Origin of the sequence: Rufibacter tibetensis, from assembly GCF_001310085.1 — a bacterium.
Classification (GTDB): domain Bacteria; phylum Bacteroidota; class Bacteroidia; order Cytophagales; family Hymenobacteraceae; genus Nibribacter; species Nibribacter tibetensis.
This window is the reverse complement of the sequence record NZ_CP012643.1, coordinates 1,836,465-1,849,649: the sequence shown is the minus strand read 5'-3', so window position 1 is coordinate 1,849,649 and position 13,185 is coordinate 1,836,465. Positions and strand designations below refer to the sequence as shown.

Genomic DNA, 13,185 nt, shown 5'->3' with positions numbered 1-13,185 from the left:
ATTTAAGATAAAAGATATATAATTTTAAAAATACTTTTCCTGAACTAATTTCCTCAAATCGCTTCTAAAACGCTTCCCTATGTTCTCTCTCCAGATTCGGGAACATTGCCTTGGAGAATCCTATTCATATTGCTTCTGAAAAGTATAAGCCAGCCGGAAGTCTACAAACTCTGCTGTCTGCCGGTGGGCCAGCAACTGAAAGCCCGCGCTGAAGTGGCGATTTACGCGGTACTGCAAGCCCCAGCGGTGGAAGAGGCGGTCGTAGTAAGGCGTTTGGTCAAAGACGTACGCGCCCAAGCGTTGGCTGAACAGAAACCGGCCTAGCAAAAACTCGTGCCCCAGCAGCAGCCCCGCTTTCACTGGACTTGCAGTAAGGCCTTCTCTTCGCATTCTGGCTTGAAGCTCCTTGTCATGGTAGGCTTCAACTCCCAGCGTGAGCATACTCAGGCGGCCCACCTGACGGCCAGCCTGCAGCGCCAGCCCGCCCATCGGGTACCTTTTGCGGTTACCGGCCCCATCAGAGCCCCGGCGTATGTTGCCCAGCAAAGCAACATCGTAGCGGGTAGCGTAGTTTCGCCAGTATTTTTCGGTGGTTCGCGTACCGGAATACCACGGGCGGGAGTTGGGTTGGTAGCTGACCGCCACGCCAGCCGTGGGCCAGTTGATGCCTTTGTTGGGTTGGCGCAAACCTCCATTAGAAATGTGCTGATAATTGACACTCGGGTTCAGCCACCACCGCTCCGCTAGCCGCACCCAGGCACCTACACCCACCAGCAAATAGGCGCTCACGCGGGTACTATATGATTGGTTGCCCGGGTTGTCGATGCTATCATAAGGATTGGTGAGGTAGGAGAGTCCTGCTGCGCCTTTAAAGGAGAGAAGTACCCGGTCGCCAAGTCGGTAGGTGGGTTCCAGGAAATAAGCGGTGGTGCCGCTCTTACCCAATACCCCCACGTCGTAATCGTAATAGGACAGCAGCAGGCCCTGGCCTGGGTAGCAGTTGCAGAGAGAAAAAGTGGCGGAGTCATTGCGCTGCCAGCTGAGTACGCTTTCAATGCCGGTTGGACGGGCGCCCTTAGTGTTCTGTACATCCACAGAATGCGCGAAAATGAAGCCATGCTGCACCCCGATGCCAACGGAGAAAAGCGGTTTTTCCTGCTTCATGGCAGGCATTGCTGCTGCGGCAGAATCTGCCTGGGCAAAAGCGTTGGGGGTAGCGCCTGCCGCAAAGATAATTGCGCCAAGCCATCCCCATGCCGATGCATGCCTTGCAAAAAACCGGCGGCACTTGCCCACTCTCAAGCAAATCCAGAACAGAAAAAAGGCAAATAGCAGCAGGAACATAGCGTAATGCTTAGTTGCAACCGGAGTGGCAGTTGAAAACATGCTTATAACCTTACTACGCACTTTTCAGGTTGAAGAAACTGCCAAAGTCTTTTTTGAAGAAAGGCAGTGATCTCTTTATCTCAATTTGGGTTAATTTCTCTGGAAATAGAATAATGGCAGCCGTCTGCTTCAGTGGATCGGATTCTAAGTTCTTCGATGTGTCATCTAAAGTCTTTCCTTTGGGAAGTATCTCTTTTCCCCGTTTTACTTCTGCTTTCCCCAAAACACCTCTAAAACGATCTCTTTTGTTTTCTCTCCTCAGATTACAGAACTTTACCGCGTGAAACTTCTCCGTAAATTATTGGTCAAGGCGCTCGGGTTTGAGAGCTATCTGCGTCTGGTCAGCCGGATGTACATCATCATGGTAGGCTCGGGCCGGGGCCGTGAAAAGTATCCAGAGCTGTTCTTCCTGCGCAAAATCATCCGTCCGGGGTCTACGTGCATAGACATTGGGGCAAACCTGGGCTACTATTCCACTTTCCTGTCACGGTTGGCGGGGCCGAACGGGAAAGTACTGGCTGTGGAGCCGGTGCCGCTGTTTGGCCGTATCTGGCGAGACAACGTGCGGGCCAGCGGAATAGACAACCTCACGCTGCTGCCGTTTGCCCTGGGTGGAGAGAACACCACCATTGAGATGGGCACGCCCGTGCGCAATGGTCTGGTGCACCACGGCATGACCAAAATCGCGAGTTCAGCGAAGGAGCAATACGCCCAGACCTACCAGGTAGAGATGCGCGTGCCAGATGAGCTGTTTGCAGAGTTAGAGCAGCTTCATTTCATCAAATGCGACGTGGAAGGTTATGAACACCAGGTGTTTGCTCACCTGCAGGAAACTATAAAACGCCACAAACCGTTGATCCAGACAGAGCTGAACGGAGCCGAAAACCGCCGTGCCGTGGTAGAGATCTTAACCCGGTTAGGGTACGGGGTGTACACGTTAACAGACAAACAGACGTTATCTGCCTGTAGCCCGCAGGAGATTGACGAGTACCAGGGCGGCGACTTTTACTTTAAACCAAACCCATACGCCTAGTGAAATTCTTTTTGATTATGCTGGCGGTGATGTTTTTGTTGCGGTACCTTATGCCGTACATCATCCGCTTTCTTCTTAAAACGTTTGTCCAGAAACAAATGCGCAAGGCCCAGGAGTACGCCTCCTTTCAAGGCCAACCGCAGCAGCCTTATAACCAGCAATACCAGCAACAGAACAAAAGCCAGTCTTCCTCTGGTGGCGACAGGGTAAAGGTAGCCTTTGTGCCCGATGACAAGCGTCCGCGCAAGGACTTCCCCGGCGGCGAGTACGTAGATTATGAAGAAGTGAAATAAACTAAGTATCTTTCAAGCCCGATGCATTCCACATCGGGCTTTTTTATTGCAATCAATCACCATGGCCTCTTCTAAAATCGATTTCAACCGCCACGTGTTGCCGCACCTGTTGGTGCTTCTGTTTTTCCTGCTGCTGGTAGTAGCGTATTTCTCACCCATTTTCTTTGACGGCAAAAGCCTCATGCAGCACGATGTGGTGCAGTTCCAGGGCGGTGCCAAAGAGATTGCCGACTTCCGGGAGAAAACCGGCGAGGAAGCCCTCTGGACCAATTCCATGTTCAGTGGCATGCCCGCCTACCTCATCAGCGTGCAGTTCTCCGGCGACTTGTTCCAGTACGTGCACTCGCTCTTCACTGCCGGGTTACCGCTAGTAGCGTCTAACATCTTCATCACGCTGGTGTGTGCCTATATCATGTTCGTCATCTTCGGCCTGCGGCCGATGCTGGCAGCGGTAGGAGCTATTGCGTATGCGTTTGTGTCGTACAACTTCGCCATTCTGGAAGCCGGGCATAACACCAAATCATTGGCTATTGCTTATTTGCCGCTGGTGTTGGCTGGGCTCTGGTACGCATACCGTAAAAACCTGTGGCTGGGTGCCGCTTTGTTTGCCTTCGGGTTGACCATGCACATCCGGATGAACCACTTGCAGATCACGTATTACCTGCTCTTCATCGTGCTCATCTTCGGGCTGGTAGAACTGGTGACCTGGGCGAAAGAAGGCCGCATTGCTGATTTCTTCAAGCGTACCTTGATCCTGGCTATTGGTGCCGCTCTGGCTGCGGGAGTGAGTTTCGGTCGAATTTACACCACCGCTGAGTACGGCAAATACTCCATCAGGGGAGCTTCTGAACTGACCCAGGGCAAAGACGCATCTGAAATTGGTTCTGGCTTAGACCGCGAATATGCCTTCCAGTGGAGCTACGGCGTGGGCGAGACTATGACCTTGTTAGTGCCTAACTTCTACGGCGGCGCCTCACAGGGTCCGTTGGAGAAAGACTCTGAAACCTACAAGCAGTTAGTGCAGGGCGGTGTGCCTGAGGCGCAGCTCCAGAACGCCACCATGCCGTTTTACTGGGGAGATCAATCCTTTGTAGGCGGACCGGTGTACATGGGCGCTATCATCTGCTTCCTGTTTGTACTGGGCTTGCTGGTGACCCCACGCCGCCTCTGGATCTGGCTGCTGAGCGCCACCATTCTGTCTTTTTTGTTGAGTTGGGGTAAGAACTTTGAAGCCTTCAACTACTTCATGTTTGACTACTTCCCGGGCTACAACAAGTTCAGGGCGGTGAGTATGGCCTTGGTGATTGCACAGGTGACCATGGTGCTGCTGGCGATTCTGGCCTTGTGCCGCGTGTTGCAGAATCAGCCAGTAGAAAACCTGCAGAAAAAGCTATTCACCGCACTGGGAATCACCGGCGGATTATGTCTGTTATTGGTGCTTTTCAGCGGCATGTTTGATTACGTTGGTGCGGTAGATGAGCAATTAGCTCAATACCAGTACCCGATCCAGGCCATCAGGGAAGACCGTGAGTCTATGCTCCGCGGCGATGCGTTGCGTTCTTTGATCTTTATTGTGCTTGCTGCCGGAACGCTCTACCTCTACATCAGCCGGAAAGTGACTTCGTTCATGGCTACTGCCGTGATTGGTTTGCTTATTCTGGTAGACCTCTGGACCGTAGACAAGCGCTACCTCAATAACGACGATTTCCAGCAGGATTATAGTAAAACGTACTTCCAGCCAACTCCCGCTGACTTGGCCATTCTGCAGGACAAGCAACTAAGTTACCGTGTGTACAACGTGCCTAACCCGTTTAGTGACGCCCGTACCTCGTACTTCCACAAATCTATTGGTGGGTACCACGGTGCCAAGCTACGCCGCTACCAGGATGTCATTGAGCAGCACATCGCACAAGGCAACATTCAGGTTCTGAACATGCTGAACGCCAAATACGCCATTACCGGGCAGGAGCAACAGCCGGTACAATTGATACCTGGTTACCTGGGTAACGCCTGGTATGTGGAGGAAATCAGAGCCGTGAATTCTCCAGACGAAGAACTGGCTGCCCTCAAAGGCATTGATGCCAAGCACGAAGCCATTGTAGACGTTTCTAAATTCCCTGACGTGAAGCCGCAGACCTACAACACCACCGGTTCTGTCATTACGTTGGTGGAGTACCAGCCGAATCACCTCAAATATGTGGCAAACGCCGCCCGTCCTGGTCCGGTAGTGTTCTCTGAGATCTACTACAAAGACGGCTGGCAAGCCTATATTGATGGAAAACCGGCTGATCACTTCCGGGTGAACTACATCCTGCGCGCCATGTATGTACCGGCCGGTAACCACTCCATTGAATTCAAATTTGAACCGAAGGAGTATAGCCTGGGCAACACCGTGGCCCTTATTTCTTCGCTGCTCTTAATGGCAGGTCTGGTGGGTGCCGTGGTGTACGGTGTTCGGAGAAGACCTGCAGACGTTTAATTCTTACAAGTGACAGTGCCCGTTTTTGGTTTGTTTTAGAAGAAACAGGCCAAAAACGGGCACTGCTGTTTTTACGCCAGACTACCTTGTATGCCCACACTTCTGCAGCCCCTCACTGATTCGCTTTTCACCCAGAAAGGAGTAGAAGTATCAGTGCTGCGTGAGGATTTGCTGCACCCCGGTATTCCGGGTAACAAGTGGCGTAAGCTGAAATACAATCTGCAAGCGGCGCAGGAGCAAGGGTGCGAAACGCTGGTGACCTTTGGGGGAGCTTTCTCCAACCACATTGTCGCCGTGGCCGCTGCCGGAAAGGCCTTTTGGTTTGCCACTATTGGGTATATCAGGGGAGAAGAAACCTTGCCTTTGAACCCCACGCTGGAGTACGCCATTAGCTGCGGCATGCATCTGCGGTATCTTACCCGCACGGAGTACCGCTTGCGGAATGACGCTTCTTTTCAAGCTGAAATCCTGAGAACAGCCTCAAAACCATATCTGCTTCCCGAAGGCGGTACCAACCTGCTGGCCGTAAAAGGCTGCACCGAAATTGTGACGGAGCTAACGGAGCCTTGGGATGTCCTGTGTGTCGCGGCAGGCACCGGCGGGACCTTAGCTGGAATGGTTGCCGGTGCTGAAGGCAAGGGGGACATCATCGGGTTCCCAGCTCTCAAAGGGGGAGAATTTCTGCAAGCGGAAGTGACTGAACTTGTGAAAGCGTACTCAGCAGGAGAAGCCTACCAGAACTGGGAATTACAGACAAACTACCACTTCGGCGGCTACGCCAAACACACACCAGAACTGCTGGCGTTTATTCAGCAATTTTACCAAAACCACGGCATTCTATTGGATCCGGTATACACCGGAAAAATGCTGTTTGGCGTGTTTGAACTAATCAGGCAAGACTATTTCCCGAAAGGCACAAAGGTAGTGGCGGTGCATACCGGCGGGCAGCAGGGATGGGCCGGCTACGCGCAGCGGTATGGTTTAGGGTGGCCTCCACTAGAAATGACTAAGTAGGTTCCTCACAAAACTCGCTGGCGCGAGTGTCCCGCTCGTGTCCGCAAGCATTTCAGATATACAACTGAACCCCTCTTTTGTCATCCTGAAAAGGACCTTGTACACGAGCTGTAGAGGCGTTCCTTCTATGTCTTTCTAATTCACCCACAAGATCTTTCCAAGATGACAAGTTGAGGAGGGTTAAGGAACGCGTGCAGACACGAGCCGGAGGCTCGCGCCAGCGGTTATATTACTCTAGCGGTTGTATTACTTTTGAAAAGCTGTGTAACGTAAAGTCGTTATGTCAACCTTTTTAGAAAAACTGCTTCAAAACAGCTAAAGCAACTTTCGGTGCGGTTTTCGCATATAGAAAGATACATCTACTTTTGATTCATGCGACTCCTCTTTGTTCTTCGTAAGCTTATCCCGTGGCTGCTGGTGTTTGTGGTGGTTGCCCTGGCATGGAAGTTTCTGCTTACTCCGGTGAAGAATTTCCTTAATCCTGAAAAGGAACCAACGGTGGAAGTGACCCACAACACCATTCTCACTAAGATTGAAGAAATGGGCAAGCTGGAACTGGTGCGCTTCAACTTTAAAGATGTAGTGGAATACAAGAAAGAAGTCTCAAAGTTTCTGCCAGATTCTAAAGTGGCTCTGATTGTGGGCGGTGAGGCCGTGGGTTGTATTGACCTGCAGCAGGTACAGGCTAGTGATCTTCAGTTTATTGGAGACTCAGTGTTACACGTGAGTTTGCCTGCCCCCGAAATTTGCTATTACCGGATAGACCACACCCAGTCCAAAGTTTTTGGCAAAGAGAATACGTATTTCCAGGATGCTGATCTGGTAGATGAAGGCTACAAATACGCCGAGGAAAATGTAAAACAGGCGGCCCTCAACAGTGGTATTTTGCAACAGACGTCGGTAAACGCAGAGAAGATCCTCAAACCAATGCTGGAGAACATGACCGGACGCCGCGTGTACCTCATGCCTCGCCAAACCATTACTCCTCCGCCCGTTCCTAAGAAGAGGTAACGGTTCCTTTAAGTAAATCTGTGCTATAAAGCGTTATTTCTGATGGGTTTTCCTGCTATCTGAAACAAAGAACATTACCCCAAGCCCAACTCTCGCCAAGCATCTTGGATCAGGTCTAGTTCATAGCCTTTGCTTTGCAGGAAGTATTGGATTTTCTGGCGGCGGGCCATAGGATTGCGTTCGCCTTCGGTTTTGTTCTTTTTCTCCAGCAGGTGCAGCAGGTTTTCCCAATACACATCTGGGTCTATTTCCTGTAAGCCCTTCCGGATGCAGTAGTCGGAGAGGCCTTTGGCTTTCAAACCCATCTGAATTTTGCGGCGACCCCAGCGTTTCAAGCCGTACTTGCCGCGCACGAAGGATTGGGCGTAGCGTTCTTCATCCAGCAGTTTTTCCTGCGTCAGGAGGATCACCAGTTCATCGGCTTCTTCCAAATCCAAGCCATAGTCCAGCAGTTTGGCGCGCACTTCGTTTTGGGTGCGTTCCTGGTAGGCACAGTAGGCCGCTATTTTGGGCAGCGCTTCTTTCTTGGTGTAAACTTTCTTTTTCTTCGGCTGGAACACAGGGCAAGGAGTTAGATGGAAATACCGCTTCAGGTACATTCTATTAACCAAAAGTAGGCAAAAACAGTTTGCGTCAAGAGGCTTTTGGGTCAGGAAAAACAGCAATTCATGAGGATGTTCTTTCTAAAAACCCGACCTTTGCACCCTCATTTTTTTACCGCTTACCGCCATGACCAAAGGGGTTCAGTATATGCTGCTTGCCACGTTCTTTTTCGCGCTGATGAACGTGTGCGTGAAGTTTGTATCGCATTTGCCGCCCATGGAAGTGGTGCTGTTCCGGTCGGTGATTTCGCTAGTTCTAAGCTACGCCATGATCCGGAAGGCGAACGTGTCGCCGTGGGGGAACCGGAAACCTATTCTCATCACCCGCGGGTTGGCCGGTGGCTTTTCGCTCCTGATGTTCTATACCACCATCCAAAACATCCCGCTGGCGGGAGCGGTAACCATCCAGTACCTGGCCCCAATTTTCACGGCCTTGCTGGGCGTGTTTATTGCCAAGGAGAAAGTGGCGCCGTGGCAGTGGGTGTTCTTTATGATTTCTTTTTTGGGCGTGCTGGTGATTGAGGGCGTAGATACGCGTATCTCGCTGTATTACCTGCTCATTGGTATTGGCAGCGCATTTCTGTCAGGGGTGGCGTATACCTCGGTGCGGAAACTGAGCGAGACGGAGCATCCGCTGGTAATTGTCTTTTACTTTCCGCTGGTGTCGTTGCCGCTGGCGCTGATCTTCTGCCTGTTTGACTGGGTGCCGCTGCGGGGCAATGACTGGGTGTGGCTGTCACTCACAGGGGTTCTCACGCAGTTGGGGCAGTACTTCATGACCCGGTCCTACCAGGTGGAGAAACTGGCTCGGGTGGCGAATCTGAACTACATTGGTATTCTGTATGCCTTGGCGCTGGGCATGGTGTTCTTCGGGGAGACGTTTCCATTTTATGGGTACCTGGGCATTGCGCTGGTGCTGCTGGGAGTGGCGCTGAACATGCAGTACAGCCGGAAGCTGCGGAAACTGGAGGCGGCGCAGGCAACCACTTAGCAATTTCAGGCATCTATTCAGGAAACAGACCCTAAACGGCCTGGCGCTTTTGTTTTCTGCAGCATCTTCTCCTTACCTTTAGTAGCGCCGCTTTGCCTTTAAAAGCTATTAAGCTGGCCCGAATAGCAGGGTTTGTGGATAAATGCTCATGTTATAACCCACGCCTGTTTCGTTATACAGCCAAACTCTTTTTGCATGCCTGCTTTGTACTCGAGCCTGATTTCCTGGAAGTGTAGTCCACTTGCTTCTGTCCTATGTCTTTGGCTGTGCCTTCTGGCGGGCAGGACAGAGGCAGGGGTGGTGAAAGGGAAAGTGACCGATGAAAAAGGGGCCGGGCTGGCCTTCGCGACGGTGTACCTGCAGGGCTCTACCGTGGGCTCCACCACCAATGAGCAAGGCGATTATCAGTTCAACGTAGATCCGGGCAAGCATACTGTGGTGTTCCAGTACGTGGGGTATAAAAGCCAAACCAAGATTCTGGAAGTGCCCGAGGAGGAAAAGCCAACTCCCATCGTGCTCAATGTGCAGCTGCTCCCCGATGTCTACAACCTGAATGAGGTGCGGGTAAGCCTCAGCGGCAAAAATCCGGCGTACGGCATCATGCAGCAGGCCATCGCCAAGCGCGAATACCACTTAAAGGAAGTGCAGGCGTTTACCGCTCAGGTATACGTAAAAGGCTTGCAGCGGCTCATCAACGTGCCCAAAAGGGTTCTGGGCATCATGAAGGTTCCGGCTGGTCTTAAGCCGGGAATCATCTATCTGTCAGAGTCAGTGGCTGAACTGAGTTTCATGCAACCTAACAAGTACCGCGAGCGGATGATCTCGTCTAAAGTGAGTGGTAGCAGCCGGGCCTTCAGCTTTAACCAAGCCTCTGAGTTTAACGTCAATTTTTACCAAAATCTGGTCAAAGCGCAAGGCGTGAACGAGCGCGGGTTTGTGTCGCCGCTGGCGAACAACGCTATGTTCTTCTACAAGTACGAGTTGATGGGCAGCAGTGAGAACAACGGCCACTTGATTCACCGCATCAAAGTGATTCCCAAACGGAAAACCGATCCGGTGGTGACGGGCTACCTGTACATAGTTGATGGCTCGTGGCGGTTGCAAAGCCTGAACCTGTACGTGACCAAAGACCAGCAGATTGAGTTTGTGGATACCCTGCGCATTACGCAGCAGTTCACGCCGGCGGCTGGCAACGTATGGGTGCTGCAATCACAGAAGTTCACGTTTGATGTGGAAGGGTATGGCTTCAAAGGCAACGGCTATTTTACGGCAGTTTACAGCAAATACCGCATAAAACCGGCTCCCTTCGTCAAGCAAACCCCGGCACCTGCTCCGGCAGCGCCTGCTACTCCGGCTCCAGCCGTTGCTCCGCCCATAGCCGTGGTGGCCCCAACTCCAGCACCTAAACTGACCCGCAAGGAGCGGAAGGCCCAACGTAATGCCCCACCGGCTAACGGAGTTCCGGATGCTAATTTCTTCAAGAAAAAAGAAGTCCTGCTGATTGAAAAAGACGCCAACACCCGGGACAGTACCTATTGGTCAGAAATCAGGCCAGTGCCTTTGACAGAGGAGGAGGTAATAGATTACCACACCAAGGACAGCTTGCAGGTAATCAAAGATTCCAAGCCCTACAAAGATTCACTGGACCAGAAGAACAACAGGTTAACTGTGTCTGACCTTCTGCTTTCAGGCTATTCTTACCGAAACTCCTTTGAGCGCACAACATTCAACATAGAGCCCGCTACCCGAATCTGGCAGTACAATACGGTAGAAGGCTTGGTGGCTAATCTGCGCATTGGGTACAACAAACGGTTTGAAGACCGCCGTAACTTTTCCATCGCGCCTACCTTGCGGTACGGGTTCAGCAATGAAAAGGCGCAGGCCAAAATAGCTGCATCTTACACCTATGATCTGCTCCGGCGCCGTTCGGCGGGCATGGAAGGAGGGCGTTTTGTAAGCCAGTTCAATGCCGCAGAGCCGATTACGCCCTTTGTGAATACCGTGTACACGCTGCTGCTGAAGGAAAACTATGAGAAGCTGTACCAGAAGGCATACCTGCGCCTGTGGCACAACCGGGAATTGGTAAATGGCTTATCGGCTACGTTCATGGTAGATTATGCCCAGCGGGAGATGCTCTTCAACACCACAGATTATGCGGTGCGCGACCGTGCCTCCAAAGAATTCACGTCTAATGAACCCCTCAACGCCGAAGTAGGAAGCACGGCCTTTCCGCGACACCAAGCCCTGGCGGGAATAGTTACGCTATCTTACCGCCCGGGAGCAGAGTATATTTCTCATCCAGACCGGAAAATCAATCTGGGCTCTAAGTGGCCCATGTTCAACCTGACCTACCGCAAAAGCATCTCGGGTCTTCTGGGTAGCGACGTAGACTATGATTTTGTTTCTTTGGGCGTGAGCGATGACCTGGAACTAGGCTTGCTGGGGACAAGCTCCTATTCGGCCAGCGTGGGTACCTTCTGGCGCAAAAACCAGTTGTATTTCATGGACTTCAAGCATTTCTCCGGCAACCGCACCATCCTCTCCGGCGACTTCAGCGGCTTCCAGTTGTTAGATTACTACCGCTACAGCACCCAGAAAACATATGTGGAAGCCCATTACAGCCACCACTTCAATGGGTTTATCCTGAACAAAATCCCGCTGCTGCGCAAGCTTAAATGGCAGGAAGTAGGCAGCGTAAATTACCTTCACACCGCTGCCGCGGGCCATTACTTGGAACTAGGCGTGGGCATAGAGCACCTGTTTAAAATCTTCCGGGTAGATTTCTTCACCGGTTTCCAGGAGCGTCAGAAAGTAAGTTCCGGCCTCCGGCTTGGGTATGGCTTCTGATTTGTAGGCTTTCCCTTTAAAGTACTCATCCTTCTTGAAACAAGTGCAATGCATATCTTTACTCCATGATTCAGTTAAAAAGCATTCACCACATAGCTATCATCTGCACTGATTATCCAGTTTCCAAAGCTTTTTACACCCAGGTGCTGGGGCTTAGCCTGCTGCAGGAAGTCTACCGGGAAGAGCGGGACTCGTACAAAGCGGATCTGGCGCTGAATGGTACCTATGTGATAGAGTTGTTTTCCTTCTCCAACGTGCCCGTCCGTTTATCTTTTCCGGAGGCGGCTGGTTTGCGGCACCTGGCGTTTGAAGTGGATGATGTGGATGCAGCAAGGCAGGAGTTGCTCAAGCACAATGTAGCTGTGCAGGAAATACGGGTAGATGAACACACAGGCAAACGCTTCTGCTTTTTCAATGATCCAGATGGGTTGCCGCTGGAGTTGTATGAGCGGTAAGGCCGTTTAGGAGCCGTTTTCTTTGAATCTGCCTTAAAACACGGAGATGATTTGCTTAGCTGGTTTAATCATTGATGCTGTTGGTGAATGCATGCCTTATGCTGTTCCCTTGGCTTAGCTGCTTATTGCGTAGGTGCAGGTACGGCTATTTGCATATCTGCCGCTAAACGCTCATGGCCGCGAGGCCTCGTCTTCCCCTCTCGCACTGCCCTTTCGGCCTGAGCTGTCCATCTCTCTTAGCAACTGCTTTTCTATGGCCAAAAGCGAGGCGCTCGATGGAAAGACTGGAACAGGGGAAAGTGGTAAAGGCTATTTTCCTCCAAAACTTCCCACTTTACATGGTTCAAGTTTTCAACTTGGACCTACCATGACCTGCAGTTTGCAACTTCAGTGGGGCGACAGTCCCAAAGACCATATTGCCAAGATTTTTAAGAGGCTCCTAATTTAAATCATTATTAATACTGAAATTTCCCTTTTCGGGGAAGGGGTGGGTTCCGCTTTACTGCCATCTTTTGCAAAGACACTCATAGCATTCAATAATGGTATTCCCTACCCCTAAAACAAAAGCCCGCAGCTTTCGCCGCGGGCCTGTACATTCACTATTTCTTTAATACTCTATAAGGGAGTGACAGAAACCCTGGCCTCTTTCTCTGCTGGGTTCAGATTAGAGATCTTAGGATAGGGATTGATGTCTGTCAACGCCACTTGATACATTTTGGTACCCAGTTCTACTCTTTCCAAACTGCCTAAGGACAAGGTTGTGGAGACGCTTGCCCCCAATGAATCTGCTAACAGAATCTGCGCAACGGCAGCGCCTGCCCAGATGCAGAGAACGTCTTTCGGGCACCGGCTATCCTCCATTTTTTGTAGGGTGAGGGTAAGATTACCTATAGAGACAGGCCGCTGCCAGGAAAGCGCATAAGAGTTACATTGCAAACGAGAAACAAGCGGTGGAAAATGAGTCACATGAGCCTGTGGCACGGGTTTGTTTCGGGTGCAGCCGAGTAGAAGAAAGACGGTGAGAAAAACAAGGCTGCTTTTGCGTTTCATGGGTTCTTTTTGAAAAAGGCAGTG

At 51.4% G+C, this 13,185-nt stretch carries 11 protein-coding genes; 8 read left to right on the top strand and 3 right to left on the bottom strand.

Translation table 11 applies throughout. From position 1 onward, the window contains the following. Positions 1-120 precede the first annotated feature (120 nt). Complete coding sequence (locus tag DC20_RS07245) at positions 121-1,386, bottom strand: acyloxyacyl hydrolase (protein WP_062543216.1); 1,266 nt, start codon at positions 1,384-1,386, stop codon at positions 121-123. A 280-nt stretch (positions 1,387-1,666) separates the two neighbouring features. Here DC20_RS07245 and DC20_RS07235 point away from each other — a divergent pair, with 280 nt between their 5' ends. From DC20_RS07235 to DC20_RS07215, 5 genes are all read left to right on the top strand, one after another. After that, on the top strand, positions 1,667-2,419 hold the full coding sequence (locus tag DC20_RS07235) for an FkbM family methyltransferase (RefSeq protein ID WP_071885399.1): 753 nt from the start codon (positions 1,667-1,669) through the stop codon (positions 2,417-2,419). Continuing rightward, positions 2,419-2,712, top strand: coding sequence for a DUF4834 family protein (locus DC20_RS07230; RefSeq protein ID WP_062543213.1), 294 nt, complete (start codon positions 2,419-2,421; stop codon positions 2,710-2,712). The genes DC20_RS07235 and DC20_RS07230 overlap by 1 nt, the downstream gene beginning before the upstream one ends. Positions 2,713-2,773: 61 nt before the next feature. Beyond that, positions 2,774-5,191 (top strand): YfhO family protein, encoded by a 2,418-nt coding sequence (locus DC20_RS07225; protein WP_071885568.1) that lies wholly within the window; start codon positions 2,774-2,776, stop codon positions 5,189-5,191. Between the two features lie 90 nt (positions 5,192-5,281). After that, positions 5,282-6,205 (top strand): 1-aminocyclopropane-1-carboxylate deaminase/D-cysteine desulfhydrase, encoded by a 924-nt coding sequence (locus DC20_RS07220; protein WP_062543212.1) that lies wholly within the window; start codon positions 5,282-5,284, stop codon positions 6,203-6,205. A gap of 372 nt (positions 6,206-6,577) precedes the next feature. Then, entirely contained in the window at positions 6,578-7,216 is a 639-nt protein-coding gene (locus DC20_RS07215; protein WP_062543211.1) for a DUF4230 domain-containing protein, read from the top strand. A gap of 74 nt (positions 7,217-7,290) precedes the next feature. On the opposite strand, the gene DC20_RS07210 is transcribed toward DC20_RS07215, so the two are convergent. After that, entirely contained in the window at positions 7,291-7,776 is a 486-nt protein-coding gene (locus DC20_RS07210; RefSeq protein ID WP_062543210.1) for a regulatory protein RecX, read from the bottom strand. Positions 7,777-7,945: 169 nt separating this feature from the next. Between DC20_RS07210 and DC20_RS07205 the strand changes: the two genes are divergently transcribed. From DC20_RS07205 to DC20_RS07195, 3 genes are all read left to right on the top strand, one after another. Then, positions 7,946-8,809: a DMT family transporter gene (locus DC20_RS07205; protein ID WP_245652315.1), complete on the top strand. Its 864-nt coding sequence runs from the start codon at positions 7,946-7,948 to the stop codon at positions 8,807-8,809. Between the two features lie 195 nt (positions 8,810-9,004). After that, on the top strand, positions 9,005-11,656 hold the full coding sequence (locus DC20_RS07200) for a DUF5686 and carboxypeptidase regulatory-like domain-containing protein (protein ID WP_083470259.1): 2,652 nt from the start codon (positions 9,005-9,007) through the stop codon (positions 11,654-11,656). Positions 11,657-11,721: 65 nt separating this feature from the next. Continuing rightward, positions 11,722-12,111, top strand: a complete 390-nt coding sequence (locus tag DC20_RS07195; RefSeq protein WP_062543209.1) for a VOC family protein — start codon at positions 11,722-11,724, stop codon at positions 12,109-12,111. Positions 12,112-12,726: 615 nt separating this feature from the next. Here DC20_RS07195 and DC20_RS22825 read toward each other — a convergent pair. Continuing rightward, entirely contained in the window at positions 12,727-13,161 is a 435-nt protein-coding gene (locus DC20_RS22825; protein WP_157593086.1) for a hypothetical protein, read from the bottom strand. Positions 13,162-13,185: the final 24 nt, after the last annotated feature.

What these genes read in the sequence shown, in the direction of transcription:
- DC20_RS07195 (WP_062543209.1), top strand. Translation starts at nt 11,722, where the DNA reads ATGATTCAGTTAAAAAGCATTCACCACATAGCTATCATCTGCACTGAT.
- DC20_RS07245 (WP_062543216.1), bottom strand. Translation starts at nt 1,386, where the DNA reads ATGTTTTCAACTGCCACTCCGGTTGCAACTAAGCATTACGCTATGTTC.
- DC20_RS07220 (WP_062543212.1), top strand. Translation starts at nt 5,282, where the DNA reads ATGCCCACACTTCTGCAGCCCCTCACTGATTCGCTTTTCACCCAGAAA.
- DC20_RS07225 (WP_071885568.1), top strand. Translation starts at nt 2,774, where the DNA reads ATGGCCTCTTCTAAAATCGATTTCAACCGCCACGTGTTGCCGCACCTG.
- DC20_RS07200 (WP_083470259.1), top strand. Translation starts at nt 9,005, where the DNA reads ATGCCTGCTTTGTACTCGAGCCTGATTTCCTGGAAGTGTAGTCCACTT.
- DC20_RS07205 (WP_245652315.1), top strand. Translation starts at nt 7,946, where the DNA reads ATGACCAAAGGGGTTCAGTATATGCTGCTTGCCACGTTCTTTTTCGCG.
- DC20_RS07215 (WP_062543211.1), top strand. Translation starts at nt 6,578, where the DNA reads ATGCGACTCCTCTTTGTTCTTCGTAAGCTTATCCCGTGGCTGCTGGTG.
- DC20_RS22825 (WP_157593086.1), bottom strand. Translation starts at nt 13,161, where the DNA reads ATGAAACGCAAAAGCAGCCTTGTTTTTCTCACCGTCTTTCTTCTACTC.